The sequence below is a fragment of the Phycisphaeraceae bacterium genome (assembly GCA_019636795.1).
In the GTDB taxonomy this organism is placed as follows: Bacteria; Planctomycetota; Phycisphaerae; order Phycisphaerales; family UBA1924; genus JAHBWW01.
Genome location: JAHBWW010000004.1, coordinates 214,002 through 238,673 on the forward strand (window position 1 = coordinate 214,002; position 24,672 = coordinate 238,673).

The 24,672-nt window shown below is 59.5% G+C and carries 23 protein-coding genes; 8 read left to right on the top strand and 15 right to left on the bottom strand.

The window, feature by feature from the left end; translation table 11 throughout:
• Positions 1 to 291 carry a TrkA C-terminal domain-containing protein gene (locus KF757_09970; GenBank protein ID MBX3323304.1) on the bottom strand — a complete coding sequence of 97 codons (291 nt, stop codon included), beginning with the start codon at positions 289 to 291 and terminating at the stop codon, positions 1 to 3.
• Between the two features lie 118 nt (positions 292 to 409).
• Here KF757_09970 and KF757_09975 point away from each other — a divergent pair, with 118 nt between their 5' ends.
• The 6 genes from KF757_09975 to KF757_10000 all read left to right on the top strand — a co-directional run bounded on the left by KF757_09975 (position 410) and on the right by KF757_10000 (position 6,178).
• Entirely contained in the window at positions 410 to 619 is a 210-nt protein-coding gene (locus KF757_09975) for a hypothetical protein (GenBank protein MBX3323305.1), read from the top strand.
• A 212-nt stretch (positions 620 to 831) separates the two neighbouring features.
• The gene (locus KF757_09980; protein ID MBX3323306.1) at positions 832 to 2,142 is read left to right on the top strand and encodes a hypothetical protein; all 1,311 of its coding nucleotides are present in this window, start codon (positions 832 to 834) and stop codon (positions 2,140 to 2,142) included.
• Positions 2,143 to 3,013: 871 nt separating this feature from the next.
• Positions 3,014 to 3,319, top strand: a complete 306-nt coding sequence (locus tag KF757_09985; protein ID MBX3323307.1) for a hypothetical protein — start codon at positions 3,014 to 3,016, stop codon at positions 3,317 to 3,319.
• A 184-nt stretch (positions 3,320 to 3,503) separates the two neighbouring features.
• Positions 3,504 to 4,838 (top strand): hypothetical protein, encoded by a 1,335-nt coding sequence (locus KF757_09990; protein MBX3323308.1) that lies wholly within the window; start codon positions 3,504 to 3,506, stop codon positions 4,836 to 4,838.
• A gap of 296 nt (positions 4,839 to 5,134) precedes the next feature.
• A complete protein-coding gene (locus KF757_09995; GenBank protein ID MBX3323309.1) occupies positions 5,135 to 5,620 on the top strand; it encodes a hypothetical protein in 486 nt (161 codons plus the stop codon).
• Positions 5,621 to 5,716: 96 nt separating this feature from the next.
• A complete protein-coding gene (locus tag KF757_10000; GenBank protein MBX3323310.1) occupies positions 5,717 to 6,178 on the top strand; it encodes a YbaN family protein in 462 nt (153 codons plus the stop codon).
• Positions 6,179 to 6,322: 144 nt separating this feature from the next.
• Here KF757_10000 and KF757_10005 read toward each other — a convergent pair whose 3' ends face one another.
• From KF757_10005 to KF757_10070, 14 genes are all read right to left on the bottom strand, one after another.
• Positions 6,323 to 8,611 carry a S9 family peptidase gene (locus tag KF757_10005; GenBank protein MBX3323311.1) on the bottom strand — a complete coding sequence of 763 codons (2,289 nt, stop codon included), beginning with the start codon at positions 8,609 to 8,611 and terminating at the stop codon, positions 6,323 to 6,325.
• A 572-nt stretch (positions 8,612 to 9,183) separates the two neighbouring features.
• Complete coding sequence (locus KF757_10010; protein MBX3323312.1) at positions 9,184 to 9,684, bottom strand: hypothetical protein; 501 nt, start codon at positions 9,682 to 9,684, stop codon at positions 9,184 to 9,186.
• Positions 9,685 to 10,212: 528 nt separating this feature from the next.
• Positions 10,213 to 11,637 (bottom strand): MBL fold metallo-hydrolase, encoded by a 1,425-nt coding sequence (locus KF757_10015; GenBank protein ID MBX3323313.1) that lies wholly within the window; start codon positions 11,635 to 11,637, stop codon positions 10,213 to 10,215.
• A 97-nt stretch (positions 11,638 to 11,734) separates the two neighbouring features.
• Positions 11,735 to 12,112 (bottom strand): VOC family protein, encoded by a 378-nt coding sequence (locus KF757_10020; protein ID MBX3323314.1) that lies wholly within the window; start codon positions 12,110 to 12,112, stop codon positions 11,735 to 11,737.
• A gap of 130 nt (positions 12,113 to 12,242) precedes the next feature.
• Positions 12,243 to 12,692, bottom strand: a complete 450-nt coding sequence (locus tag KF757_10025) for an Rrf2 family transcriptional regulator (GenBank protein ID MBX3323315.1) — start codon at positions 12,690 to 12,692, stop codon at positions 12,243 to 12,245.
• A gap of 44 nt (positions 12,693 to 12,736) precedes the next feature.
• Entirely contained in the window at positions 12,737 to 13,183 is a 447-nt protein-coding gene (locus KF757_10030) for an Rrf2 family transcriptional regulator (GenBank protein ID MBX3323316.1), read from the bottom strand.
• A 49-nt stretch (positions 13,184 to 13,232) separates the two neighbouring features.
• Positions 13,233 to 13,733 carry a nitrous oxide reductase accessory protein NosL gene (locus tag KF757_10035; protein MBX3323317.1) on the bottom strand — a complete coding sequence of 167 codons (501 nt, stop codon included), beginning with the start codon at positions 13,731 to 13,733 and terminating at the stop codon, positions 13,233 to 13,235.
• Positions 13,730 to 14,617: an ABC transporter permease gene (locus KF757_10040; GenBank protein MBX3323318.1), complete on the bottom strand. Its 888-nt coding sequence runs from the start codon at positions 14,615 to 14,617 to the stop codon at positions 13,730 to 13,732. The genes KF757_10035 and KF757_10040 overlap by 4 nt, the downstream gene beginning before the upstream one ends.
• Positions 14,614 to 15,516, bottom strand: a complete 903-nt coding sequence (locus KF757_10045; GenBank protein MBX3323319.1) for an ABC transporter ATP-binding protein — start codon at positions 15,514 to 15,516, stop codon at positions 14,614 to 14,616. Before KF757_10045 ends, KF757_10040 begins: the two co-directional genes overlap by 4 nt.
• Positions 15,513 to 16,982, bottom strand: a complete 1,470-nt coding sequence (locus KF757_10050; GenBank protein MBX3323320.1) for a nitrous oxide reductase family maturation protein NosD — start codon at positions 16,980 to 16,982, stop codon at positions 15,513 to 15,515. The genes KF757_10045 and KF757_10050 overlap by 4 nt, the downstream gene beginning before the upstream one ends.
• A gap of 1 nt (position 16,983) precedes the next feature.
• Positions 16,984 to 17,661 (bottom strand): hypothetical protein, encoded by a 678-nt coding sequence (locus KF757_10055; protein ID MBX3323321.1) that lies wholly within the window; start codon positions 17,659 to 17,661, stop codon positions 16,984 to 16,986.
• Positions 17,662 to 17,748: 87 nt separating this feature from the next.
• Positions 17,749 to 19,827, bottom strand: coding sequence for a Sec-dependent nitrous-oxide reductase (nosZ, locus tag KF757_10060; protein MBX3323322.1), 2,079 nt, complete (start codon positions 19,825 to 19,827; stop codon positions 17,749 to 17,751).
• A gap of 61 nt (positions 19,828 to 19,888) precedes the next feature.
• Complete coding sequence (locus tag KF757_10065) at positions 19,889 to 20,764, bottom strand: c-type cytochrome (GenBank protein MBX3323323.1); 876 nt, start codon at positions 20,762 to 20,764, stop codon at positions 19,889 to 19,891.
• 380 nt (positions 20,765 to 21,144) lie between these two features.
• Complete coding sequence (locus KF757_10070) at positions 21,145 to 22,491, bottom strand: hypothetical protein (protein ID MBX3323324.1); 1,347 nt, start codon at positions 22,489 to 22,491, stop codon at positions 21,145 to 21,147.
• A 343-nt stretch (positions 22,492 to 22,834) separates the two neighbouring features.
• Between KF757_10070 and KF757_10075 the strand changes: the two genes are divergently transcribed.
• Both KF757_10075 and KF757_10080 read left to right on the top strand, forming a co-directional pair.
• A complete protein-coding gene (locus KF757_10075) occupies positions 22,835 to 23,731 on the top strand; it encodes a hypothetical protein (GenBank protein MBX3323325.1) in 897 nt (298 codons plus the stop codon).
• The gene (locus KF757_10080; GenBank protein MBX3323326.1) at positions 23,715 to 24,590 is read left to right on the top strand and encodes a hypothetical protein; all 876 of its coding nucleotides are present in this window, start codon (positions 23,715 to 23,717) and stop codon (positions 24,588 to 24,590) included. Before KF757_10075 ends, KF757_10080 begins: the two co-directional genes overlap by 17 nt.
• Positions 24,591 to 24,672 lie beyond the last annotated feature (82 nt).

Consider the following 24,672-nt stretch of genomic DNA (forward strand, 5'->3'; position numbering starts at 1 on the left):
CTACGCACTTCCCGCAAGCCTGGCCAGATCGGCAGCACGCTTGTGCGGGCCGACGACCAGCAGGGTATCTCCAGCGCGGATGGTTGAGTCGCCGTCGGGGACGTACGCATCACCCGCACTGCTGATGGACGCGATGATGAAGCCCTCGGGCGTGACGCGGTCGCGCAGCATGCGTCCAGCTGCGGGCGAATCGGGGGCGATGCGGACCTGATAGACATCCAGCACGCCACGATTCAGGCTCGTCAGCAGGGCGACAGGCTTGTCGCTGAGCAGTTGATTCAGTTCACGCATCGCGGATCTCTCGGCCCAGAGCGAAAAGAGCCAAGATCTTCACGCCGAAGCCGAAATCGAAGCCGAAATCGCCGAGCACATGGCCCACGAATCCCCCGAGGGTCGACCCGGCGGCGCCATGATTCACGGCTCAAGCCTGGGCCTCATGTTCATCCTCGTCTTCGGCTCGATGATCGTCGTCGGGATCGTCATCGGGCTGGTCTGGAACTGGTTCGCAGGAGCCGCCGCCGCCGCACTGGGAATCGCCCTGATGCTCTTCAATCCCGAAGTCTGGGCCAATGTCCTGCGAAGCCGCGAGCACGACCAGATCAAACGCGAAGAACTCTGACGCACAGGAGCACGCCGGAGGTTTGCACCGCAGGGGCACACCTCCGGGTGGCGGTCCGAGGGGCAGCAATCGCCAGCGAACAGGATCGCCGAACGATGGGTCGCATGCCACGCCGCTTCGGCGCGAGGCGAGGCGGCACCAAAGTCTGCCTTCCCCCGTGCCACCGAAGTCGGCTCTGCGACTTCCGTGCCGGTCTCGCACAACGGGCATGATTGTCTCTGCGCCGCCTGGACCGCAACGCCGACGGCGACTTTGCCGATGGCGGCGACGGGATCTTTTTCATGGCGACCGACGTACAGTTCAGCGTGGTTGCTGTGCTCGACGATGCCGGGGTGCTCTATGAACGCGTGGCGTACTCGCCATACGGCCGGGCCGAGCACCGCTGGGGCGGCGATGTCAATGGCGACGGCGCGGTCGATTACTACGACGCGCAGGCTGTGATCAACGGGGCGGGCAAGTCGATCGGCAACACGGGCTATCACCCGGACCTGGATCTTGATCGCGACGGGTCGATCCTGCCGTACGGCGTGTCGGAGGACATCACGCGCCTGCAGGCGTTCGGCACGCGTGCGGCCCTGCCGACGGGCTGGATCAGCGGACCTCGCGACGAAGACGGGCCGGACAACGAAGTCGGCTACGCGGGGTATCGGTTCAACTGCGAGGAGCAGATCTACTGCGTGCGCTTCAGGCACTACAGCCCGCGGCTAGGGCGGTGGATCGAGAGAGATCCAATTGGGTATGTCGATGGGATGGGGTTGTATGAGTATGCAATGTCGAACTCAGTAGGCCTCACCGATCCCCTCGGCTTGTTCAGCGGTGTGACTTCTGCCATCATGTTGGCTCGAGAGTGTTCGGAACTCGCGCGCAGAATCAGAAATTTGAATTCTGCTCTGATATCTCAGTGCCCCTCGACCTGGAGCTCACTCCTTGCGACTGTGCCAGCTTTGTGGCAAGATGTGTTGCTCACTGCGACGGAGGAGTTGCTTTCGGAGGTGGCTGAGGTTTACCTTATTGATCCTGCTAGGCTCAAACTTGATTCCTTTGATGCCGAGCTGAAAAAGAAGCTTGAATCTATGCGCAATCGTAAGCCAAAGCGCATCGAGATGATGCGATGCCAAACTATGGCGAATCACAATTATACACGTCAGTTCCTTAAGAAAACAACAGGGGAAGTCGCTAGACGAAGCGTTTCTGGTGTCGGAGCATGCATGAACCTCAGCGACGTAGAATCAGCATTGAGCGAAGGTCAATACATGGAAGCCGCTACAAGCGCAGGCCTCGCAGCCATAGACGTCGTCGAACCATGCTTGAAGCCGATCCCAGTGGCTGGGTGGATCTTGCTGGGCGGCGATGTAGCAGCCGCCGTGTGGGTGAGTGCGGCGGAGATTCAGTTTCAGATGAGTTTGGACCCAAGCCGTAACGGCCTGTGCGACTCTTGGGCTGGTCATCTGCGGGCGAATCTTCAAAGATGGCAGAAGACCTGCACGAAAATGACTTCATGCTGTGAGCACAACGATAACTAGAGGCTATTCCATGATCAATGAGTGCAATGTCGTAGAACGGCTCTTTGAGGCGCAAGGTCCCACAATAAGGGAAGCAGCGGCCCCGCTTCGTATCGTACATTTCACGGAGATCAACGGGGTTGTTCTCGAGGATCGCCCGGGCAGTTCATTTGAATGGACACTCAGGGTTCGTCAGCGCGGAGCGATTGCTGTGACGTTTATCATTGTGGTTGCCATGCTAGGCCTTGTGTACGTGCTTGTTTTATTTTATAATCCCGGTTATGCTTCATCGCGACAGGTCGGAATCGAAGAGCCGGTTATCGCACTAAGTGCTATTATTACACTGCTTTCATTTCATAGTATTATGTGCCGCCAGCGCGTAGTCTTTCGGAAAGGAGATGGCTTACATGGAGTTCGGACTTCCCTTGAGAAGAAGCTCCCGCTTCGACGCGCCAAAGAGCGCGATGTAGCTCTCATAACTTCACCGGGATCTCGCAACGAAATATTTGGCTTTTCTGGTTCTTCAACTGGCGTTTACCTGCTCGCGACTGACGGAACAAAGTCATATGTGTGCGCCTTTTTTTCAGCTGGAACGGGAGTTGGGGAGCAGCTTCGCCGCGAGTGGCGTCGCTTTTGTGACTCTGCCCCAATCGAGCTGCGAGAGAGCTTGAGAGATATTCCTGAATCGTCCACATGGCTTTCCTTTTATGTGTTCCCACTTCCCCTCATATCTTGGCTTCGCGATTTGTGTCGGCATCGCAAGTGGTAGAGCAACGCGTATGCCGGAGTTATTGCAGAGGTGGTGGCACCGATGTTCCGCGATCAATCATGCTCGGCGTCCCACCGAAGTCGGCTCTTCGACTTCGGTGCCGGTCCCGCACAACGGGCATGATTGTCTCTGCGCCGCCTGGACCGCAACGCCGACGGCGACTTTGCCGACAGCGGCGACGGGATCTTTTTCATGGCGACCGACGTACAGTTCAGCGTGGTTGCTGTGCTTGACGATGCCGGGGTGTTGCACGAACGCGTGGCGTACTCGCCATACGGCCGGGCCGAGCACCGCTGGGGCGGCGATATCAATGGCGACGGCGCGATCGATGACTTCGACGCGCAGGCTGTGATCAACGGGGCGGGCAAGTCGATGGGTGCCGTGCGCTTCAGACGCTACAGCCATGGTCGTGGCTTTGCTAAGCCATAAAGAACATCCGCAAAGGGCGTGTCGGAATCCGGGTCAATCAAGACCGGGCGTCTTTGCCCTGGATTTGCCCCTGATCGTGGCCAAGGAGAGCCATGGCCACTGCACCCGGCATGAAGATCTCCTGATAGGCTGAGGGATCGGATAGAATGGGGGAAGGTCCGCAGGCAGCCTGGAGGTGATGGCGATGGGAATGGTGATCGGGCTGGTGGGGCTGTTGCTGCTGGTCGGAATCGGATTGGTGGTCGTCGGCCTGCGCGGGCGGCGGGTGGATGACCACCCCGTGTGCCGCGGGTGCGGGTTTGACTTGGCGGGGTTGTATCCGGGTGGGGAGCGCTGCCCGGAGTGCGGAAAGGCGCTCGATGAGGGCGCGGTGCGTATCAAGCGGCGGGAGCGACGGCGGGCGGTGTTCTTCGGCGGGGCGTTCTTGACGGCAGCGATGCTGTTCGCTTTGATCGGGCTCTGGGCGGCGAGCGGGGTGAACTGGAACACCTATAAGCCGACGGGCTGGCTGATTCGGCAGGCACGAAGCGGAACCCCGGCCAGTGTCCATTCTGCGGTCGAAGAGCTGTCGATCCGGTACGCGGCTGACCAACTCGGCGATTCAGCGATCGACCGGATCATCGACACCGGACTCGCGTTTCAAGCAGATCGAGCGCGGACGACATGGGAGCCGCTGTGGGGCAATCTGATCGAAGCGATGGGTGCGGACGGGCATCTGGAGGAGGAACAACTTGCCGTCTATTGGCGTCAGGCCTTTACGGTTACTCCGCGCATGCAACAGAAAGTTCGCCCCGGCAAGCCGGTAGCCATCATGTGCTCGGTCAGAGCGGACCGCAGCGGAACCGGTACCCCAATCTCCTACTCTCAAGCGATCGAGCAAATCTCGATTGAGGGCGGCCGCACTTTCACGCGATCGCCGGGCGTGAGCGCCGGCTATGGCACCTCGCAGGGCATGAGCACCGGCGGTTCATCGAGCACGCGGAGAAACCTCCCGCTGAACATTGGAAACAACACGGTCACGATCACCTGGTCTTGCACCGTCGGCGAGCCGGGCACGGACCCATCGATTTCCGAGACCTACTTGAGCCGTTGGATGGTCGAGAAGACCTTTCAAGTTGAGGTCGTGGCGGAGCCGGAGCCGCTGGTGACCTGGTCCTCTGATCCGGACTTGTCGCTGCATTTCACGAAGAACCTGCGGATCAGCCGCATCGTCCCGCAAATCGACGAGTTCAGCCCATCGATCTATGTCAGCGTAAGCGTGGATGCGCCGCCAGTTGCCGTGGCGATGGATGTGCTTCTACTCGTCGAGGGTGCTGAGAAGCACCTGTTTTATCTCACGACTCCAGCCAGGGCCGGCTCACATGAACAGGGCGACGCGATCAGGCTCGAAACCACGCCCGCCGACGCGATTGTCGTTCTGCGTCCGAGCGATGATGCGCTGGGGGTGCTGGAGACTGATGAGGCGTTTGGAGAGGAATTGACTTTTCCCATCACGATCACTTGGCCCGATGAGGAATGATGCAGAGATAGGAACTACATGAGACAAAAAGCCCGGTGCCATGGACGATTTCTCATGAAGGCTGGATGGCATGGCCATGGCTTTGCATGGCCATGACGGACTTCGCTTGCGGCCGCGGCGGGATCCGGGCCCGATCGATGTCGGGTGTCCTTGCCCCGGCTTTGCCACTGATCGTGGCCAAGGAGAGCCATGGCCACTGCACCAGGCCGGGTCGGTCGGCTGGCGGGTGCTGAAACACCAGCAATAGGGGAATCGTCGGCCTTCTGACCCTCGAAAACGCGAGTGTGACGCTCCGATTGCCCCAAAAAGCGCGCCGAATTGCTCCTGATACGCGCGTTGACACGACAATTCGGCGCGTTGACACGACAATTCGTCGCGTCAACCTCGTGTTTCGGCGCGTTGACACGACAATTCGTCGCGTCAACCTCGTGTTTCGGCGCGTTGACACGACAATTCGGCGCGTCAACATCGTGTATCGTCGCGTTGACACGACAATTCGGCGCGTCAACATCGTTTATCGGCGCGTTGACACGACAATTCGTCGCGTCAACCTCGTGTATCGTCGCGCCGACACGACAATTCGTCTCGTCAAGATCGTGTATCCGCGCGGCGCAGGGCTTGATCGTCGGGTGGCATGCCCACACCGTCTTCTGCGGGCATCATCGGGCCACATGAAACCAGGGCCCACTCGAATCAGGCCAGCCGGAGCCCGCCGTGGCCTCGGGTCGGCGCGGTTTTCGCCTCTTTTGGCGAATGCGAAGGCACGAAGAGGCCAGCCCTGAGAATCAATCTCAATAGCGCGTGACTTTCGACACTTGACCGCCAACGATCAGCGGTAGGCACGATCCAGTTTTCGCTTGTTCGAAGGATGTTCGCGAATGCTCACGACCAGCCAAACGATTATCAGCCCTTCTCACTCGGCCCCAGCCGTGCGGCCGATGCCCGTGCGGGCCGTCCGCTGGTCGCTGGCCGGGGTCGGCGTGTGCTGCGTCGCGCTGGGTGCCGTAGGGGCCGTGCTGCCGGGCTTGCCGACAACGATTTTTCTCATCATGGCGACATGGTGCTTCACCCGCTCGTGCCCGTGGCTGAGCGACAAATTGGTCCACAACCGCTTCTTCAGCCCCTTCACGAAGTACCTCGTGCCCGGAGCCGTCATGCCGCCGCGTGCCAAGGCGATCGCGATGAGTGCGATGTGGCTGGCCATCGCGGGTTCGTCGGCGCTGCTCTTCTGGCGCGAAGCGCCGCTCTGGGTCATCGCCGCCGTCGCGGCGTCGGGCGTCGTCGGCTCGTGGTGCATCGTGCGCCAGGGCGCAAAGACACGGCGGAGCATCAGCCGCTGACGGCATCGTGACGCTCGGCCGCATCAGGCACATCGCGCAGCAGGTGCAAAGAACCGCCCCCTGAACTCTCAGAGGGCGGCACCGGTCATTGCGAACATGCACAGCACACCTCGGCGGAGGAATCACGCCGAGTCGCCGATAGCGTTACTTCTTGACCGCGTCGAGGCGGTCCTGAAGTTCGCCGATCAGATACTGCAGCAGCGGCTTCTCGGCGGGCGGAGCCTGATTGAGCGCGGCCTTGGCCTGACGGATCGCGTCGGGCAGAACCATCGCGAGCATCTCGACAGGAATCGTGTCAACCTGATCGAGCATCTGCATCGCGTAGTCCTGCAACTGCGGGTCCAGATCCTCGAACGCAATGCGCTCGAACTCGGCGCCTTGTGCCGGAGCAGAGGCAGGCGCAGCACCGACGGCCGCATCGCCCCAGCCGACTTCCTCAGCCGGGAGATCGAGCTCTCCCTTACTGATGATGATCGCGCTTGACGATTCGATCTCGTCGCTGATCGGCTCGACGCGCCCGCCGATATGGCGAGCCAGGAAGGCTTCGACGACGCTGTTGAAGGCGATGTTGTTCTCAGGCTTGGCAAAGCCGTGGCCCTCGTCGGGGAAGAGGACATAGGTGACGGGCAGACCCTTCTTCTGCATCGCGTGGACGATCTGATCGCTCTCGGCCTGCTTGACGCGCGGGTCGTTGGCGCCCTGACCGATCAGCAGCGGACGGACGATCTCATCGACGTGAGTGAGCGGGGACATGTCGCGGAGTTTGCGGCGGCCTTCGGGCGTGCGCTTGTCGGCGACGCGCTTGGCGAAGAGCTCGACCATCGGCGCCCAGTAGGGCGGGACGGATTCGAGAAGGGTGATGAGGTTTGACGGGCCGACGATCGAGATGCCGGCCGCGAAGACTTCGGGTGTGAAGGTCATGCCGGCCAGAGCGGCGTATCCGCCATAACTTCCGCCCATGATGGCGACGCGGTCCTTGTCGGCCACGCCGCGCGCGATGGCCCAGTCGACGGCGTCGAGCAGGTCGTTGTGCATCGAGTCGGCCCACTCGCCGTCGCCGGCGTTGACGAAGGCTTTGCCGAGGCCGGTTGAGCCGCGGAAGTTGACGCTCAGCACGGCGTAGCCGCGATTGGCGAGCCACTGGTGGTATGGATTGAAACCCCACGAGTCGCGTGCCCACGGTCCGCCGTGGACGAGCAGGACCATCGGCAAGGGCCCGGAGGGCGTTGCGTCGCCGTCGGTGTCGGACCAGACGGGGAGGGTGAGGTAGCCGGTGAGGGTGAGGCCGTCGCGCGAGGGAACCTCAATCGGGTGCATGGTGGCGAGCGGGAGGCCTTCGAGTTTGCTGCTGCTGGTGAAAAGTTTGCGGGCGTTGCCGGCGGCGCGATCGTAGAAGAAGAAGGCGGTGGGGCCGTTGTCGCGGCGGAAGGAGACGATCCACTTCGAGTCGTCGAGGCTGCGGCTGCTGACGTTGAGTTCGCCATCGTCGAGGGTGCGGAGGTAAGCCAGGTCCTTAGCGACCTTGGGCGAGAGGACGGTCCACTCGGTGCGGAGGTAGCTGGTGGCGACGGCTTCGACTTCGGAGGTGATGGGATTGACCATCGCGCCGGCGACATCGGACTTGGTGCCTTCGAAGATGACCTTGGAAGCGCCGGTTTCAAGATTGGTCACTGTGAGTGCCGAGAGATTGCGGCCTCGGCTATCGACGGCAAAGACATTTTCTCCCTTGCGGTCGAGGCCGGCGAAATTGGTGGTCATCGCGTCTTCGTAGGGGATGGTCTGGAAGGGGAGGATCTCGTCGTTGCGGACGAGGTGGTAGCTGGTGGAGCCGTCGGTGTTCATCTCGGAGACCATGCGGACGCGCATGGAGTCATCGACGGTGACGCCTGCAAAGCGGGGATTCTCGAAGAGGAGTTTGCGTTCGCCGGATTCGGCGTTGATGAGATAGACGTCGTGGTATCGGCGGTCGCGGTCGTTGAGACCGATGGCCAGAACATCGGGAGAGTCTTCGCTGACATTGACGATGGTGGCGCGGGTGCCTTCGAAGGGGGTGAGATCGACTTCTTCGCCGGACTCGAGATTGACTGAGTAGGCGCGCCAGTTTTCGTCGCCTCCGCGATCCTGGAGATAGACGATGTGGGTGCCATTGGGCATCCAGAAGTACTGCCGGATGCCGCGATCGTCGTCGCCGGTGATTGGGAAGGCACTGTCGAGATCGTCGAGTGGTGCGACCCAGACGTTGAGGACGTCATTGACGGGGGCGATGAATGAAACGCGCTCGCCGTCGGGGCTGATCTGGACGCCGATGCGTTCGGGGTTGCCAAAGAGGATCTCGCGCGGGATGAGCGGGACTGAGTCGGGCTGGGCGGCGAACGCGAGAGCAGAGGAGAAAGCCAGCGCGGCGGTGCAGATGGATGAGGTGAAAACGCGCATTGATCGGTTGTCCTTTATGTTGGGTAAATGCTTTGTGTTGGACGGGATTGTAGTGGGGTGGGTCGGGTTCGGTGCGAAACGGGTTGCAGGGGACATCAAGGGGCGCGAGGACGCGTGTGTGCGCACGATGAGTGGCAGTGAGTGCGGGGCGGAGGGCGGTAAGTCGGTTGGGGTGAAGAGGCCAAAAAAATAATTGAGTTGGGCGTGGGAGGTGCGGAAGGCGGGCCAGGGTGTGCGCACAGCGGTGACGGTTGTGGTCATGGGGAGAGGCGAGCAAGGCACACCGACCGCGAAGCAGCGGTCGGTGGCACGGGGAGGTGTATCACGGATCGTGGTTGGTGGCTCAACCTGTGTGAACGAGACCCGGATCTTTGGGCGGGGGATCGCTCGGTGAGATTGGGTGGTTGGGGTGCGCCCAAAGATCCGGCGTCTAGAGAATGGTTGGGAAGTTGATGTTGTTGATGTTGATGACGTTGTTAGGGGACAATCGGACACCGACCGCGAAGCAGCGGTCGGTGGCACGGGGAGGGTTTTTGGTGCCGCCCTACCCAAGAGCCGGGGCCCTTCGCTCTTCAACCGTCAAAGTAAGCCGACTCTGGATGGAAATCATCGGAGAGCACCAGAATAAGATCATGGCTACCGATCAGGTCGCCTGCGTCGTGGATGTGCATCTCATGCGATTCCTCTCCCATACTCAGGTTCAAATGCGTGATCTCTCCACTATCGAGCAGCTCCTGCGCGGTCGGGGCACGCTCGTCAGGAATCTGCCAGAAGCGAGCGACCGCTGACTCGATGGTCGGTATGGCCTCGTGGAGAATCCGATCAAGGTCATTGACCCATTGGTCAAACTGCCGCTCGAGTGCTGTTACGAAGTGTGTCATGTCGAGGACATTTACTTCAGGTAACCAGATGACCAGTCGGAGCCCTAATGGACAGAGGCGAACCCGCCGAGTTGGGATCGTGAGTCGCTCAGACGCTTCGTAGAGGTGCAAATCAGATTCGAGTTTGAGCGTGCCAAGGCGACGAGATTCAATCGCCGGAGGATAAGTGACTTTATTTTGCTTGCGAGGCATCGAATTAAACCTCCGTTGCGTGGTAGTACAGGTGGCATGAACCATCGGTTACGGGGGACACACTCCTGCCGGAGATGTTTGGCACCGAAGTCCGAGACCAGACAATATGGATTGTCTCGGGCGTCTGGTGGCTTTATCCGGTGAACCGGGTCGCTAGGCAGCAAGTCACACCGACCACTCAGAGCTTTCCGATCGGGGACATGGTGAGCGTGACCCGGATCTTTGGGCGGGGAGCGTTGGGAGAGTTTGGGTGGTTAGGGTGCGCCCAAAGATCCGGCGTCTAGAGCATGGTTGGAAATTTGATGTTGATGATACTGATGATGTTGATGATGTTGATCAAGGACAATCGGACACCGACCACTCAGAGCCGTGGTCGGTGGCACGGGGAGGTGTATCACGGATCGTGGTTGGTGGCTCAACCTGTGTGAACGAGACCCGGATCTTTGGGCGGGGGAGCGCTGGGTGAGATTGGGTGGTTAGGGTGCGCCCAAAGATCCGGCGTCTAGAGCATGGTTGGGAATTAGGGGGTTAATGGTCGATTGGCGCGGAGGCTTTTTGCCATGCGAGGAAGCCGCCTTGGAGGTTGATGACTTCGCGGCCTTGGCGTTTGAGGAATGCGGCGGCGCGAGCGGAGCGGAACCCGCTTCGGCAGTTGATGAGGATGGGCGAAGCAGCAGGGAGTTTGTCGAGATGGGCGGCGAGGCGAGTGTGGGCGAGGTTGGTGGCACCGGGGATGTGGCCTTCGGAGAACTCGGTGGCGCGGCGGACATCGAGGAGCCCGACATCGCGGCGTTGAACGAGGGGGAGAGCATCTGCCACGGAGAGTTCGCTGATGGCAGCGAGGTTGGGGGCGGTTGCGAGTTCGAGGGGCGGGAGCCAGCCTTTGATGCGGTCGAGGCCGATGCGGATGAGATCGCGGACGGCTTCGTCGAGGCGTTCGGGCGCGACGACGAGGTAGATATCTTCGGTATCGCGGACCATTGAGCCGGCATCGGTGTTGAAGGATTTGACGAGAGGAAACGAGAGTGAGCCGGGGATGTGACCGGTGCGGAAGTCGTCCCATGGGCGGGTGTCGATGATGGCGACGGCGCGTGGATCGAGGGCGCGGAAGGTTTCGAGGGGGAGGTGTGGGGGCGATGGGACTTGGCCGAGGATGCGCGGGCCGAGTTTGTTGTCGCGTTTCATGTTGGCGAAGTAGAGGGGTGGCTCGGGCTGGCCTGCGAGGATGAAGTCGACGAAGTGCTGTTCGGTGGATGCGGCGTTGATGGCGGGGTTGAAGCGTTTTTCGTAGCCGATGGTGCTGGTGGGGATTGCTCCGAGCGCCTTGCCACAGGCGCTGCCTGCGCCGTGCGCGGGCCAGACCTGAACGAAGTCGGGGAGGGAATCGAGGGTGCGGATTGTTTTGTAGAGGCGGCGTGCGGAAGGTTCCATGTTTCCGAGTTGGCCTGCGGCGGTTTCGAGGAGGTCGGGGCGGCCGAGATCGCCGACGAAGAGAAAGTCGCCGGTGACGAGAGCGATGGGTTCGGTCGCGCCGGAGCCGTGATCGGTGATGAGGAAGACGATGTGTTCGGGAGTATGTCCTGGGGTGTGGATGGCTTTGAGTTCGATGTTGCCGATGTGGAAAGAGTCGCCATTCTTGAGCAGTGTGTGTGGGTAGGAGCCTCCGCTTTGTCTTTTGTCGAGCCAGGAGTACTTCCAGTCGGCATCGCCTTCGTCGGAGACGTAGACCCTGGCGGCGATTTGTTCGGCGAGTTCGCGTGATCCTGAGATGAAGTCGGCGTGGATGTGGGTTTCGGCGGTGGCGACGATGCGCAGGCCATTGGCGGTTGCGAGGTTGATGTAGCGATCGACATCACGCTCCGGGTCGATGATGACTGCTTCGCCGGTCTTCTGGCATCCGATGAGATAGGCGGCCTGGGCGAGTTTGTCGTCGTAGATCATGCGCATGAACACGGTGAGGACTCCTTGGGGGAGGGATTTTGTGCGCGTGATTATTGTGCGCTGGCTGGGCGAGCGTGCAGTGCGAGCGGGAGATGGCGAGGGAGGGAAGTCAGGCCTTGTTCATTGACTTCCAGAGGCCGATGATGTTGCCTTCGGGGTCGCTGAACCATGCGAACCAGCCCATGCCCGGGACTTCCTGCTTGGGGATGACGGTTTTGCCGCCGAGTTTTTCGGCTTTGGCGAGGGTTGATTCGATATCTTCGACGAGGGCGTAGATGGTGACGTATTGATGAGGCGGGTGGCCGAGAGAGGTGATGTGGCCTCCGATGCCGTCGGTTTTTTTCTCGGCGTATGGGCCGAGGTTGCCGATCATGGACATGCTGGGCATGCCGGACTCGTACTTCCAGCCGAAGAGTGTGGAGTAGAAGTCGCTGGTTTTGGAGAGGTCTTTGCAGCCGATTTCGAAATGGACGATTGGTGCGGGCATGATGAGGCTCCTGCGTTTTAGATTGAGGATGACGCTGATGACGGGTTCATAACTTGGGTGTCATGATACCAGAGAAGGGCAAGTTTGAGTCATGGGGAGCGGCTACGGGCCGTACTTTTGCCTGCGGGCATTACTTTTTGCGGCTGACGGGTGGGTTCATGAGCGATGTGCAGGTTGAGTTTTTGGTGTTTGTGGCAAGGATCTCAGCGAGCGAGGTGCGGCATAACTCTTGCTCGATCATCGCGAGGGCATCGTCGAGGCGTCGATGGAGCGGGCAGAGATTGACATGTTCGGGATTGCCGAGGGGGCATTTTGTAATTCGGTCGATCTGGTCAACAGCGTTGACGACATCGAGCATCGAGATCTGCGCGGGGGTGCGGGCGAGCGTGAATCCTCCGTTTGGTCCGCGTTGAGAGGTGATGAGTTCGGCGACAACAAGGTCGCGGAGAATCTTGGAGAGGTAGCCTTTGGGGACTTGCGTGTGGTCTGCGATGGCTTTGCTGTTGACTGATGAATCGGGGGTGAGGGAGGCGAGGTGGATCATTGCGCGGAGGGCGTATTCGACAGTTTGTGAGAGCATGGTCAGGTTGTTCCGTAGCGTTGAGATTGAGGCTGGCGGCTTGATTATGTGATAAGAGTAGGCGGATATCCGGGATTGTCAGTTGGAGCCGTATTGCGATCGGACACACGGAGGAGGCTTTCGAGTGATGTGGTGGCGAAGTGATTGAGAATGTAGGTGAGTGCGTCGTCGAGGCATTGATCGAGTGGGGTGTTGGCGATGTGCTGTGGTTTGTCGGACGGGTGAGAGTCGTTGCGGCGGATCGGGTCGACGGCGTTTAGGATGTCGAGGACGGAGATGGTGGACGGGTTGCGAGCGAGGACGAATCCGCCGTTGCGTCCGCGATATGACTTAACAAGATTTGCACGGACGAGGTTTCGCATGATCTTTGAGAGGTAGCCTCGGGGTACATGAGTCGCGTCGGCGATGACCTGGCTGGTGGTTGCGATCGAGCCCAGCAAGGCGAGGTGGCTCATGGCGCGTAGAGCGTATTCGACTGACTGCGAGACCATTGGGTAACTCCGAGCATTCTTGCCCACCAACATTGGATGTTCAGCAAGGTTACGGGGAGGTGTAGCGGCGTTGCTTCCATGCGATTCGGGCATCAGCGAGTTGTGCGAGATCGAGAACCATTCCGCCGTGAGTCTCGGCTGCGGCGATGGCGTCTGATTTGGTTGAGTAGGCGACGATGCCGGAGCCCATTGGGGTGTAGAGCGTTTGAGGATCGGTGAAGAGGAAGGAGGCGTTTTCGGCCTGGACCCAGTGACGTGTGTTGTGGTCGTGGACGTATCGCTCGATGATGTTGAAGCCGGGGAGACCCTTGTGCTCGTGATCAAGCATGCATCCGATGTCATCGTAGAGCAGGTGTTCGCGCAGGCCGCGAGACTCGACGAGGAGGCTGCTTGAACAACGATCTTCGCTGACGAGCATGCCACATTCGGCGCATTCGCTGCGTCCGAGGCGGAGTTCTGGGGGGCCTTGGAGGGATGTGCGGCCGCAGGCGGCGAGGGTTGCGGCGATGGCGATGAGTGTGATGGTGCGTATGCGAATGTATGTATTCATAGTGGGGACCTCCGAGAGAGCAGGAATGATGCGAGGAGCAATGGGATGAAGATCCAGACGATGAGGCATCCTGCGAAGATGGCGTGAAGGAGGCTGCCATATTCCTCGGTTGCGTAGAGGCCTGCCGGTCCGAGGACATCGATGCTGGCGTCAACGGCGTGGAGAGACCACATCTTAAAGACTTGAAGCGGGTTTGCGAGTGAAAGGGCAAAGAGTTGCTCGATGCGGAGTCGCAAGGCGACTGCTCCGGCCATGAGCGCGAGGTCGGTGACGAAGACGAGTGTGAGCCAGACGAAGATGGCGGTTCCGACTGCGACGGAGGAACGGCGGGCGAGTACGGAGATGAGAAATCCGAGACTGAGCATGCCGAGCGCGAGAAGGAATGAGAGTCCGGCGAGCCAGAGGATGCTTGTTTGAGAAGTGCGCAGGCCCTTCCACGCGAGGATGATCGCGCAGGTGCCCAGTCCAAGGGCGATTGACGCGAGAAGCGCCCCACCGAGACCGAGGTACTTTCCGAGAAGAACTTCGGAGCGTGAGATTGGCTGAGCGAGGAGATAGGCGAGCATTCCGCGTTCCCGGTCGGAGGCGATTGCAGCGGCACCAGCGGTGAGAGCCATGAGCGGTACTACGAGGAGGACGAGATTGACGAGTCCTGCGGTGGTGCGGCCGAAACCGGAGAGGCCGATTCCTCCGGTGCCTGCGGCCGAGACGAAGGAGACTGCCAGGCCGAGGATGACGAAGGCGATGGAGTAGAGGAGGAACCACCGGCTGCGGATTGCGTCGCGCAGTTCGCGGTGTGCAACGGTGAGGATGTTGCGGAGTGCGGATGGCGGTGATTTGTGTGCAGGAGAGTGCCCGTGCAATGAAGTGGAGAGAGTTGTCATGGGAGCTTCTCCTGGCGTTGATTGGCGTGTGCGGCGGCGTGGGCCACGGAAACGAGTTCGAAGTCGTCAATGGTGATGCGTGCTTCGGCGAGGACGCGGAACGGGGCGGCTTTCTGTTCGGGTGTGACGGGAACGAGCAGCCCGATGCCATTGAGTTGCGGGGCAAATCCGCTGTTTGAGAGCGATTGCAGTGCCTGCTGGCGTGCGGCCGGCTTGACGTGCAGATGCAGGACCGCGCCGTGCCTCATCTGAGAGACAAAGTCGCTGCATGCGAGGACTTTCGTGACTTTGCCTCGTTCGAGGGTGGCAACGCGATGGGCGAGTGTTGCGACTTCGTCGATGCGGTGTGAGGCGAAGAGCATGGTGCGGCCGGTGCCGGTGAGGCTTTTGAGTAGAGTGACGAATTCCTCTCTTCCGACGGCGTCGAGGCTTGCGGTGACTTCGTCGAGGATGAGTACAGGCGGATCGCCGAGGAGCGCGATTGCGAGGGCGAGGCGCTGCTTCATGCCTCCGGAGAGATGACGGATTCGTTTTGAACCGTGACCTGAGAGTCCGACGCTGGCGAGAGAGGCGGCTTGCGAGACGCGGCGTAGTCCCTTGAGTCTGGCGAAGAAGGAGATGGCGTCGGCGACACCGAGGTCGTCGTAGAAGCCGAGCTCCTGTGGGACATATCCGATGAGGAGCCTGGCGGCCTTGCCATGCTTGCGGACATTGTGTGCTCCGACGGATATGGAACCACGAAATCGAAGGAGGCCAAGGGCACAGCGAATGAGCGTAGTTTTTCCTGCTCCGTTGGAGCCCCAGAGGGCGAGGCTGTCTCCGGGTTCGATGGTGAGCGTGACGTCATTGACAGCGGTGTCGCGGCCAAAGCGTTTTGTGACGTGATTGAAGTTGATCATGCGAGGGCTCCGATCGATGCATCCGCCTCTGGAGGGGCTTGTGCGTGCGATGTGCGCTGGAAAGCGAGCAACATGATGGTTGTGCTGAGCAGAATGAGTGCTGCTCCGCTTGCGAACAAGGCGGGTGCAGGGTTGGCGTTCATTGCGGGGTTTGGTCTGACGGGAACAGGGCGCATGAGCGGGACTTCGTCGACGAACTTTGGCTCTGGACGAACTGCGGGGATTGCGCGTCCGACGAATTCGATTGCCTGTTGGGCGGGGCTGAAGAGGAAGAGGCGCAGTGAGGGTTGTTTGTCCATGAGGTTTTCGAAGAGGGTGTAGGACTCGTGAACGAAATCGCCGATGCCGTCGTTGTTCTGGTCGTATCCGGTGTAGTCGCTCCAGAAGTTCCCTCGCTCGCCTCTCCAGAATTGATTGGCGTCGAGCGAACCGCGACCGGCAACGGCGATCTGATTGATGTTTTCGATGAAGTTGTTGTCGACGAGTTCGTTGTTTCGTGCAGAGGGGAGGAATGTGATGCCGACGTCGTTGTAGGCGATGGTGTTGCCAGTGAACTCGCCTGGCTGCGTGCTTGTGAATGGAGAGCCGTCAATGTACACGCCGGATCGGTTGCCGACGATGATGTTGTCGCGGACGGAGAACTGGTCGGTTTCCTTGAGTCCGATGCCATAACCGCTTGGGCCGCGGTTTTTGATGAGGCGATTACGGGTGAGTTTGACTCCGGTGCTGTACATCAGGTAGATGCCTACGGAGTTTCGGGTGAACTCGTTGTCTTCGATGATGATGTTGTCGCTGAACATGAGGTGCAAGCCGTAGCGGCAGTCGTACCCGGTGTTGCTGCGAACAACGACGTCATTTGAATACCAGAGTATGGCGTCGCGTCCGTCGTGGATGATGTTGTTTTCGATGATGGTTCGGTCGGCGCGCCACAGTCGGAGGCCGTCGCCGCGGCGAGCAATATCGAGTATTTTACCTCCGATACGATTTCCAATAATGCGTCCGTCGGGTGCCTGACGAAGGTCGATTCCAAAGAGGATATTTTCGAGGGTATTGTCTTGAAGTGTGACGTCCGAAGCGAGGACGCGGATTGCGGCGTTCTCGTTGTCGAGGTCGATTCCGGTGTTGCGAATTGTAAAGCCGCGCACAGTGACATTTGGGGCGTTGATTTCGATGATGTCTCCGGACCCGCCGCCGTCGATGATGACGCGTCCTTGTGCGATAAGGGAAATGGTCTTGTCGATGACGAGGTGTTCGTGGTAGGTTCCTGCCGAGACGATGATTGTGTCACCTGGACTTGCTGCCTGGATGCGTTGACCGATTTCGCCGAGCGTGCGCGGGGTGCTGGTGGTGCTGTTGAACTTCGGTTCAGTATGCACTGGTGATTGGGCCGGAGTTGGCGATGCGGCAGTACATGCCATTGCGGCGACGAGAAGGACTTTGAATTGGAGTGAGATGCGATTCATCATTTCACACTGAGGTTGATGCTGTGCTCTGTGATTTCAAGCGGAGTTGCAGGGGGCGGTATGCTCGACGGTGAAAGTAGAAGCCGATGATGATGAGGATTGCGGCGGCGACTGCGAGGTGGTACCCGATGCCGAACTCGGCGTAGGTTTTGAACTGACCGATACCTCCTTCGCCGATGACTGTGGGTATGAACGGTTTGACGGAGGACGAGAGTGGCGCGTCGGGATCGAGGTTGAGACCGAAAGTGCGCATCCAGAAGTAGAGATCTGCGATGAAGGCGACGGGAAATGTCACTGCTGGGATTGCGAGGAGGACAGCCCATTTGCTGTGAATGAATGCTGCGCCTTCGACGAGCAGGAACATTGCGATGATCATCCATACTGCGACAGATCGTTCGAATGCGGCGGCTTCGCCGAGCGGGCGCATACCGATGTAGTGGTTGAGGCCGTCAATTTCGCGAACGTCTCCGGTGAGGTGGTTGCAGTATGCGGTGAGGAAGAGGCCATTGGGATATTGCGGCGCGTCGAGTTCCATGTGCCAGTATGGGAAGAAGATGGAGACAAGAAGCAGGACGCGGGCTGCCATGAGGATGAAAGTGGGTGTGAGATAGCGAAATCGGTTGGCTTGCAGGTCGTGCTCAGGGACTCGCGGCCCGATGAGTGTGCGGAGGAAAGTGCCCATGCTGGACTCCCGAATGGTGTTGTGCGCGTGCTTGGGCGCGACTGAAAAGCCCGCTGCGATCGTCAGACCGCTGCGGACTGGCGTGTGTTACTCAATGGCTGCGGAATTGTGAGACTTTGGTTTGACGTGGAGGTAGCCCATCATTTCAAGATGCAACGCGGAGCAGAACTCGGTGCAGTAGAAGGGATAGGTGCCGGGGCGATCGGCGACGAACTTGATCTCAGCGAACTCTCCTGGTTCGAGAGAGAGGTTGATGTTGTAGCCACCGATGCAGAATCCGTGTGTGGCGTCCATGGCAGTTTCGAGAGCTGTGATGCGCCATGTGACGGAGTCGCCCTCGGTGACTTCGACATGCTCGGGGAAGAAGTGACTGCGGACTGCGGTCATGGTGACGAGCACGTTGTTGCCATTGCGAACGACACCCTCCTGGCCTTTTTTGGGTGCGATGGGAGAGAGACGTTGCGTGTGCGGATCCCAGCCGACTTCGGGGTAGACGGTCCAGGTCTTGAGTTTGTCGGCCTTGATCATCTGGCAATAGTGGGGCTCGCCGACGCCGATGGGGCTGTCGTAGATGACAGGCATGGTGTTGCCAGGTTGGGCGATGTCGAGGAGTTGGAAGTTCTGCGGCAGGAGCGGCCCGGTGGGCAGGAAGCGATCGACCGACCACTTGCTCATGGAGATGAGATACTTTCCATCGGGGCTGACGGTGTCGCCTTCAGCGGCGGAGAGGTGCCCGATGTTGTACTGGACTGGTGTTTTCTGAACGAGTTTCCAAGGCTGTTCGGCGTTGAGTTTTGCATACTCTCCGCCGAGGGTCCATCGAGCGACAGCGGAGTCGAGGAAGAGGGATGTGTATGCGTAGCCCTTGTCGTCGAACTGGGTATGAAGTGGCCCGAGGCCGAGTTCGACCTGTGCTTCCATGACGGCGTCGAAGTCGAGGACGGGCACGCCGTATGCGTCGGATCCGGAGAACTTCTTTTGTGCGATTGCGTTCTTGATTTTGTCGATTGAGTAGACGGTGACGTGCGGGTCGAGTTTGCCTGCGACGACGATGAACTGTCCGTTGGGTGTGACATCCACGCCGTGCGGGCTCTTGGGCTCAGGCGCGAAGTACATGATTTCGTCTTCGATCAGAGTCGAGAGCGAGAGAACGGGGAAGCCGTTGATGGATTGTGCCTTGCCAGCGACGAATGCGGCTTCTGCTTTTTTCCAGTTGATAATGTGGAGGTAGTCCATGTCGCGTTTGCTTGCGCCGGCTTCGAATGGGGGATTGCCGCGTTCGACGCCACCGGTTGCCATTTCGGTGTTGAAGGAGTTGATGAAGATCCAGCCGTCGCTGGCGAGTTTTCCTGCGTCGGCAAGATCCTGCCAGTAGGGCGGGAGTTCGAGTGCGAAGGACTTAGATTCGTCGATGCGTCCTTTGGCACGATCAAACTTCCACATCGTGACCATTCCGCGATAGGACTCTTTGTACTCTTCCGGCGGGGCGTAGCCGTAGCCGAGGACAGTGGCGTACTGTCCGCCTTCGATGATGTACTCGGTGTTGGGGGTGACGAAGGCTGCGCCGTGATCGCTGATTGTGAGCGGGTTCTTGACGATCTGCTTGGTTTCCCAGTCGCGCAGGTCGATGACTGCGACGCGCGCATTGGCTTTGTCTCCGATGAAGAGGAAATCTCCGTCGTAGTCACCCTTGGTTTCGGAGAGTGCGGGATGGTGCGTGTCGCCCCAGGTGACGGGTTTGCCGTTGATTTTGAGGGATTCGATGGCGCGATCTTCATCTCCGGAATAGCCGTAGCCTTGCCATGGCTCGGGTGTGAAGACGGCGATCGTGCGCAGCAGTCGCATGCTGGGGACGCCGATGGCATGGATCTGCCCGCTGTGGCCTCCGGAAGAGAAAAGCACGTATTCGTCGTGGCGGCCGCTGGGCATGAAGGTCTTTGCAGCCGCGAGCAAGTCATCGACATTGAGACTGCGCTCGTTGGCGATGCGAGTCAGTTGTGCGACTTGCTCGGGGGTGAGCTCGATGGGCCTGACCTCCTGTGTGCCGCGGCGTCTTCGGCCTTCCTGCTGGGCATCGGCTTCGGGTGTGACGAAGGTCATGATGGATCCCACCGCCATAATCATGGCCAGAGCATTGAGAGGAGAGGAACGCCGTTTGTGTTTCATGTCGATTCTCCTGGGTTGCAATGACGGGCGCTCCGACAGGGAGCTTCGCATTGCAGGTGAGTTACTTGGGGTTTGCCGAACCATGAGCGTCGCCTTGCAGAGTGCGCAGGTAGGCGATGACATCGAGAATGTCGTCTTGGGACATTGCCGGGTTTCCGCCTTTGGGTGGCATCTGAATTCCGGTCGTGTTTTTGGGGTCAGAAGGGGAGCGGCCCTGCGTTATGAACGCGAGCAGTGCGTCGTCGTCGATGGACTTGATGAAGTCGTTGCGGACGAGTGCCTTACCGTTTCCTGCGACGCCGGTGCCTGATTTGCCGTGACAAGCCATGCATGAGGAGTGATAGATTCTGTCGCCGCTGGCTATCCACTCGGCGAGTTCCGGATCGCCGCCAGCAGCTGCGAGTGCTGAGTCGAGTTGGGAGGCCGTGGGTGTTTTGTCGACAACCATTTCGGGGAGTTCGGGCATCCTGCGCGGATCCTGAAGCCCGCGTAGGTATACGACGATGTGATGGAGGTCGTCGTTTGTGAGATCGTCGCGTCCGGCCAAGGGTGGCATAGGAATGGGCTTGCCAGTTGGGCGACCGGTGATGATGAACTGCCGGAGCATTTCGTCATCCTGCAACGCGACGAAGTCACTTTCGACGAGGTTTTTTCCGAGTCCGGTTGCGCCTTTACCAGACGTGCCGTGACATGCGGCGCAGGCAGAGGCGAAGAGTTCGCGGCCGTGAATCGCTGCATCGAGCGTGAGCATTGGGCCTGGGGCTGAAGCAATGAGTCGTTCGTAGGCCTGGGCTTGCTCGATTGCGAGTTGGCGTTGGTCTTCGCGTTCGCGCCATGAGCTGTAGATTCTCCAGCCACCGGTGCCGAGGATCAGTGTCGAGATTGACAACGCCCAGAGGAGCGCGATACCGGCTTCGCGGAATCCGTTTCCCGGCATGTGTCTCCCATGGGGAAGGTCGGAGATTCGGCGAGGGCGATTCTGAACGGTTTTGGTTTGGGAGGTCATCGAAGAGTCCTCGTGGCTACAGAAAGGCATAACTGGAGATCTATATAGATTTATCGGTAATCTAGTACCAAGTCAAGAGAACTCTGCGATAATTTTTGGTAGCCGATAGCACCGCGGAGTTGTCAAGAGACTGCGCTTTTGGCCTGACGCAGTGCGTATGAGTCGAGCACGATTTTCTGGCATGGTGCTGACTGTGCCTGCGCGAATTGCCAGGAGATTGACTGCCAGCCTGATGCGTCAATAAAGACAAACCCCGCCGAGTCGTTTCCGTCTCGACGGGGAGGATTGTTCTGAGGCTTTGAGGGTTGGAGTTACGGGCAGCCTGCTGCGTATGCGTGGAGGAACTGCTGCACGTCGAAGAAGTCGAGGTTGCCGTTGCCGTCAAAGTCTGCTGCCGGGTTTCCCTGCGAGTAGAGGTTCAGGAACATCTGGACATCGAAGAAGTCGAGGAGGCCGTCGCCATTGAGGTCAATGCGGCAGGGGCGACCAAAGTCGAAGGTGGCGTTGCCGTTTGGCCCGGACGGGAGACCCTCGAGTTCGATGATCTGGGACTTGATGCGATCGAATTCAACCGTGGGGTCTTGTGGCATCACCCGGAGCACCACAGGACCTGTGGTCATGCCTTCGTAGACATTCGGAATCTGAACGAAGAAGGGTTCGGTGTCGCACGATGAGAGCGCGACGGTGTCCTGGCCCGTGACATCATCCTGCTCGATCGAGTAGACGAGGCAGGTGGGGAGACGGTCGAAGCGGATGAGTGGTTGGCTTGTCTGTCCGCCCTGAACCATGTTGCCCAAGTTGCAGATCAATTGGCCGTTCTCGCCGATGAGGCAGATGATCGTGATGTGGCTGAATGTGCCTTCGGAGGTGAGTTCGAACACCGGGTCTGCGTTGGGAAAGTCGACGCGGGTGAAGTTGTATGAGACCTGCTCGGTGGGGAAGTGCTGACCGGGAGCGCTCTCCAGCGTGAGGCTTGGAGTGGCTTTGCGGGGCGTGGCCACGAGGTCCATTCGAACCGCTGCCTCTCGCACTTTCTGGATGGCTGGCAAGAGCAGACCGATGAGGATGGCCTCGTCATCTGGTGTTGCGATGACCAGACCATCTGGGGTGGTGTCCATGGCCGTGCCTTCGCCTGGGGCCACATGTCCCACGCCTGAGATGTGAACGGGATCGACCCACAAGTAGGTTCGCCAGGGGTCCGCATCGCACGATACGCTCGACGAGGTGAGATCGCTCGGGTAGAACCAGAGCGATTGCGGGTGGGTTTCGATCTTGATGAGTTTGGGCCCGGGAGAAGCGGGAGAGTAGACGCCGGACCAGACTCGAAGCGGGTTGGTGGGGTCGGCGAACTGGCCAGCGAAGGGCGCGTGTGCTTGCGAGAACTCAATCCCGCTCACCCAGCCGCCACCGATAACTCCATCCGAAGCCTGTTGCCACATGGGAGCGCTTGCCTGGACATCGAACTGCGTGCTCGCAAGGGCGAAGGCAGAGGCGGGGAAATGCGCGAAGACGTTGATGAACGCCGATTCGCCGAAGGCCACGGTGGAGCGGTCGCTTGTGATGCCGAGGCGACAATCTGTTGACGCGAGAGAGGTGCTCGCGCCGGCCGCTGCGACGAGAGCGGCTCCCATGAAACGATTCCATGACTTGACTTGCATTGCTGTGTTCCTTTTCCTGCTGTCCGATCTGGACAACGGTTCTGTGTTCCGGCCTCTGCCCACATTGGCTGGAGGCGTTGAGCTGGGCTGCCCGGAACACCACGCGAAGAACGGCAGCGTGGTGCGCCACATTGAGGGCAAAATTGTGGTTGTGGGCTTCAGAGTGATGAACTTGGGCTACAAATGTGTGGCGCAGCTGGCGAATCGATTACGCGTTGTGGTAGGCGAAGGTCTGGTCGTAGGGCCAGGTCAACCCGCAACACGGACGGATCTCGTGTGTAATTCGAGTACAACCATGCGACAGCGAAAGTCTCAACCCATGTTTTGTTTCTGGCTTGCGACCATGATGCTTTTCGGCGGTCTTGCATCGTGCGAGGGGGAGAATCCGTCGCGTCTCGAGGAGATGCTGTCTGTTCCGAGTCGGTCAGAGTCAGGGACTGTTGAAGTACTCACGATTGAGGCCCATGGGCATCAGTTTGAAGCCGTGGTGCACACACCTTCGCCTTCGAGGAACACGGGCTGGGCAGTGCTCATGATTGGCGGCGGACTGGGGAACACGCTTGATTGGGATGTTCCGGGGTCTCTCATTCACAACGGGGAGTCGATGCAGTTGACTATCAGCGGAGAGCCACATGCGGATGCGCCGCTGCTGCGTGCTGCGTTGGTCAGCGAGGGCTTGACGGTGCTGCATTGGAGCACGATTGCACACGGTGATCCGCTTGCCGATCAATGGCCGACGATGGCAACTGCTCGTACGCAGGCAGAACTACTGGAGCAGGCTCGTGCGGCGCTTGGCATGCTTCGAGCAAGGCCAGGAGTGCGAGTGGATCGGGTGCTCTTGCTGGGGCACAGCCAGGGAGCGATGCGAGCGTGGTCACTGGCGTCGGAGGACCGGAGCGTTGCGGGGTTGATTCTGCTCGCGCCAGCCTACTTCTCTCGCGATGAACGTGTGGCGGGGTCGCTAGCAAAGCAAGGGCTTTCGTTTGGCGAGGATGTTGTTCGCGTGTGCGGGATAAGAACTCTGGCGATTTTTGGCGCGTTAGATAAATCTTCAGCGGTGAATGCTGATGCCGCCCTCATGCTCATGAACTCTCCGGGCTTTGAGAAACTGAGCGTGCATGTTCTGCCGCGGCTTGGGCATCAACTGGGTCCACAGGTTGGAGATCTGTCTGGCCCGATCGATGCGAGCGTGATTCGCACTGTCACAGAATGGAGCCTGCAGTTTGTCAACACTCCATGAGATCAGTTGGCCTCACCGGCTTGAGTTGTATCGCTGGGCGGTGCAGGACCCGGAGACGCACGCGGTGCTGTTTCGTGTGATCTATGAGCGAGTGCGCTCGGGTCGGACTCCTGCGGTGCTTCGCGAAGATTTCGCGGGGACCGCAGCGGATTCGGTCGCGTGGGTGGCGATCAAGTCGGGGCGCACTGCCATTGTCATCGACATCGATCGACCCACGATTGATTGGGCACGGAATCGGGCGTCGCGGATCCTGGGGAAGCGCGTCGACGCGATTCAGTTTATCGAGGCCGACTTGTTTGGTCCGTCACCGTTGGAAGTTGCCAAAGCCGACATTACGGTTGCGCTCAATTACAGCATCATGCAACTGCATGAGAGGGCGAGTCTGTTGAGTTATCTGCGAGCCGCTCGTGCGGGGCTTGATGCCAAGGGTGTGTTCATCTGCAACATTTTCGGCGGAATTGATGCGAGCAGGGCTGGCACGACTCGGCATCAGATTGTTCCCGCGCCGAGGCTGCCGTCTGAAAAGCCGATCAGGCCGTTTGAATACGAGTGGGAGATCGTCGGGGTCGATTCGCAGTCTTTGGTGGCGGATTGTCGCATCCATTTCCAACTGAATCCGATAAGCACTGACGACCTTGGGCACGCGTTAAAGGATGCATTCAGATATCACTTTCGCCTATGGTCGGCTGAAGAGATCGTGTCTGCGTGTGAGGAGGCTGGCTTTCGATGTGCTCAGGTGTGGCGGCACACGTATGACCCGGCGAAGGGCACGCACGGGGTTTTCCTGGGCCCAGTCGAGCCATTGTCGCTGGCCGGATTGTCCACATGGAACGTCTACATCGTGGCAATGAGTGACTGAACGTCAATGTGCCGCCAATAAGTCGTCTATGCCTGATTTGTGTGCTCAGTTTTGTGGTGCCTATGTATACTAGAATTGGAGA

What these genes read in the sequence shown, in the direction of transcription:
- KF757_09970 (MBX3323304.1), bottom strand. Translation starts at nt 291, where the DNA reads ATGCGTGAACTGAATCAACTGCTCAGCGACAAGCCTGTCGCCCTGCTG.
- KF757_09975 (MBX3323305.1), top strand. Translation starts at nt 410, where the DNA reads ATGATTCACGGCTCAAGCCTGGGCCTCATGTTCATCCTCGTCTTCGGC.
- KF757_09990 (MBX3323308.1), top strand. Translation starts at nt 3,504, where the DNA reads ATGGGAATGGTGATCGGGCTGGTGGGGCTGTTGCTGCTGGTCGGAATC.
- KF757_10000 (MBX3323310.1), top strand. Translation starts at nt 5,717, where the DNA reads ATGCTCACGACCAGCCAAACGATTATCAGCCCTTCTCACTCGGCCCCA.
- KF757_10005 (MBX3323311.1), bottom strand. Translation starts at nt 8,611, where the DNA reads ATGCGCGTTTTCACCTCATCCATCTGCACCGCCGCGCTGGCTTTCTCC.
- KF757_10010 (MBX3323312.1), bottom strand. Translation starts at nt 9,684, where the DNA reads ATGCCTCGCAAGCAAAATAAAGTCACTTATCCTCCGGCGATTGAATCT.
- KF757_10020 (MBX3323314.1), bottom strand. Translation starts at nt 12,112, where the DNA reads ATGCCCGCACCAATCGTCCATTTCGAAATCGGCTGCAAAGACCTCTCC.
- KF757_10025 (MBX3323315.1), bottom strand. Translation starts at nt 12,692, where the DNA reads ATGCTCTCACAAACTGTCGAATACGCCCTCCGCGCAATGATCCACCTC.
- KF757_10030 (MBX3323316.1), bottom strand. Translation starts at nt 13,183, where the DNA reads ATGGTCTCGCAGTCAGTCGAATACGCTCTACGCGCCATGAGCCACCTC.
- KF757_10035 (MBX3323317.1), bottom strand. Translation starts at nt 13,733, where the DNA reads ATGAATACATACATTCGCATACGCACCATCACACTCATCGCCATCGCC.
- KF757_10040 (MBX3323318.1), bottom strand. Translation starts at nt 14,617, where the DNA reads ATGACAACTCTCTCCACTTCATTGCACGGGCACTCTCCTGCACACAAA.
- KF757_10045 (MBX3323319.1), bottom strand. Translation starts at nt 15,516, where the DNA reads ATGATCAACTTCAATCACGTCACAAAACGCTTTGGCCGCGACACCGCT.
- KF757_10050 (MBX3323320.1), bottom strand. Translation starts at nt 16,982, where the DNA reads ATGATGAATCGCATCTCACTCCAATTCAAAGTCCTTCTCGTCGCCGCA.
- KF757_10055 (MBX3323321.1), bottom strand. Translation starts at nt 17,661, where the DNA reads ATGGGCACTTTCCTCCGCACACTCATCGGGCCGCGAGTCCCTGAGCAC.
- nosZ (MBX3323322.1), bottom strand. Translation starts at nt 19,827, where the DNA reads ATGAAACACAAACGGCGTTCCTCTCCTCTCAATGCTCTGGCCATGATT.
- KF757_10065 (MBX3323323.1), bottom strand. Translation starts at nt 20,764, where the DNA reads ATGCCGGGAAACGGATTCCGCGAAGCCGGTATCGCGCTCCTCTGGGCG.
- KF757_10070 (MBX3323324.1), bottom strand. Translation starts at nt 22,491, where the DNA reads ATGCAAGTCAAGTCATGGAATCGTTTCATGGGAGCCGCTCTCGTCGCA.
- KF757_10075 (MBX3323325.1), top strand. Translation starts at nt 22,835, where the DNA reads ATGATGCTTTTCGGCGGTCTTGCATCGTGCGAGGGGGAGAATCCGTCG.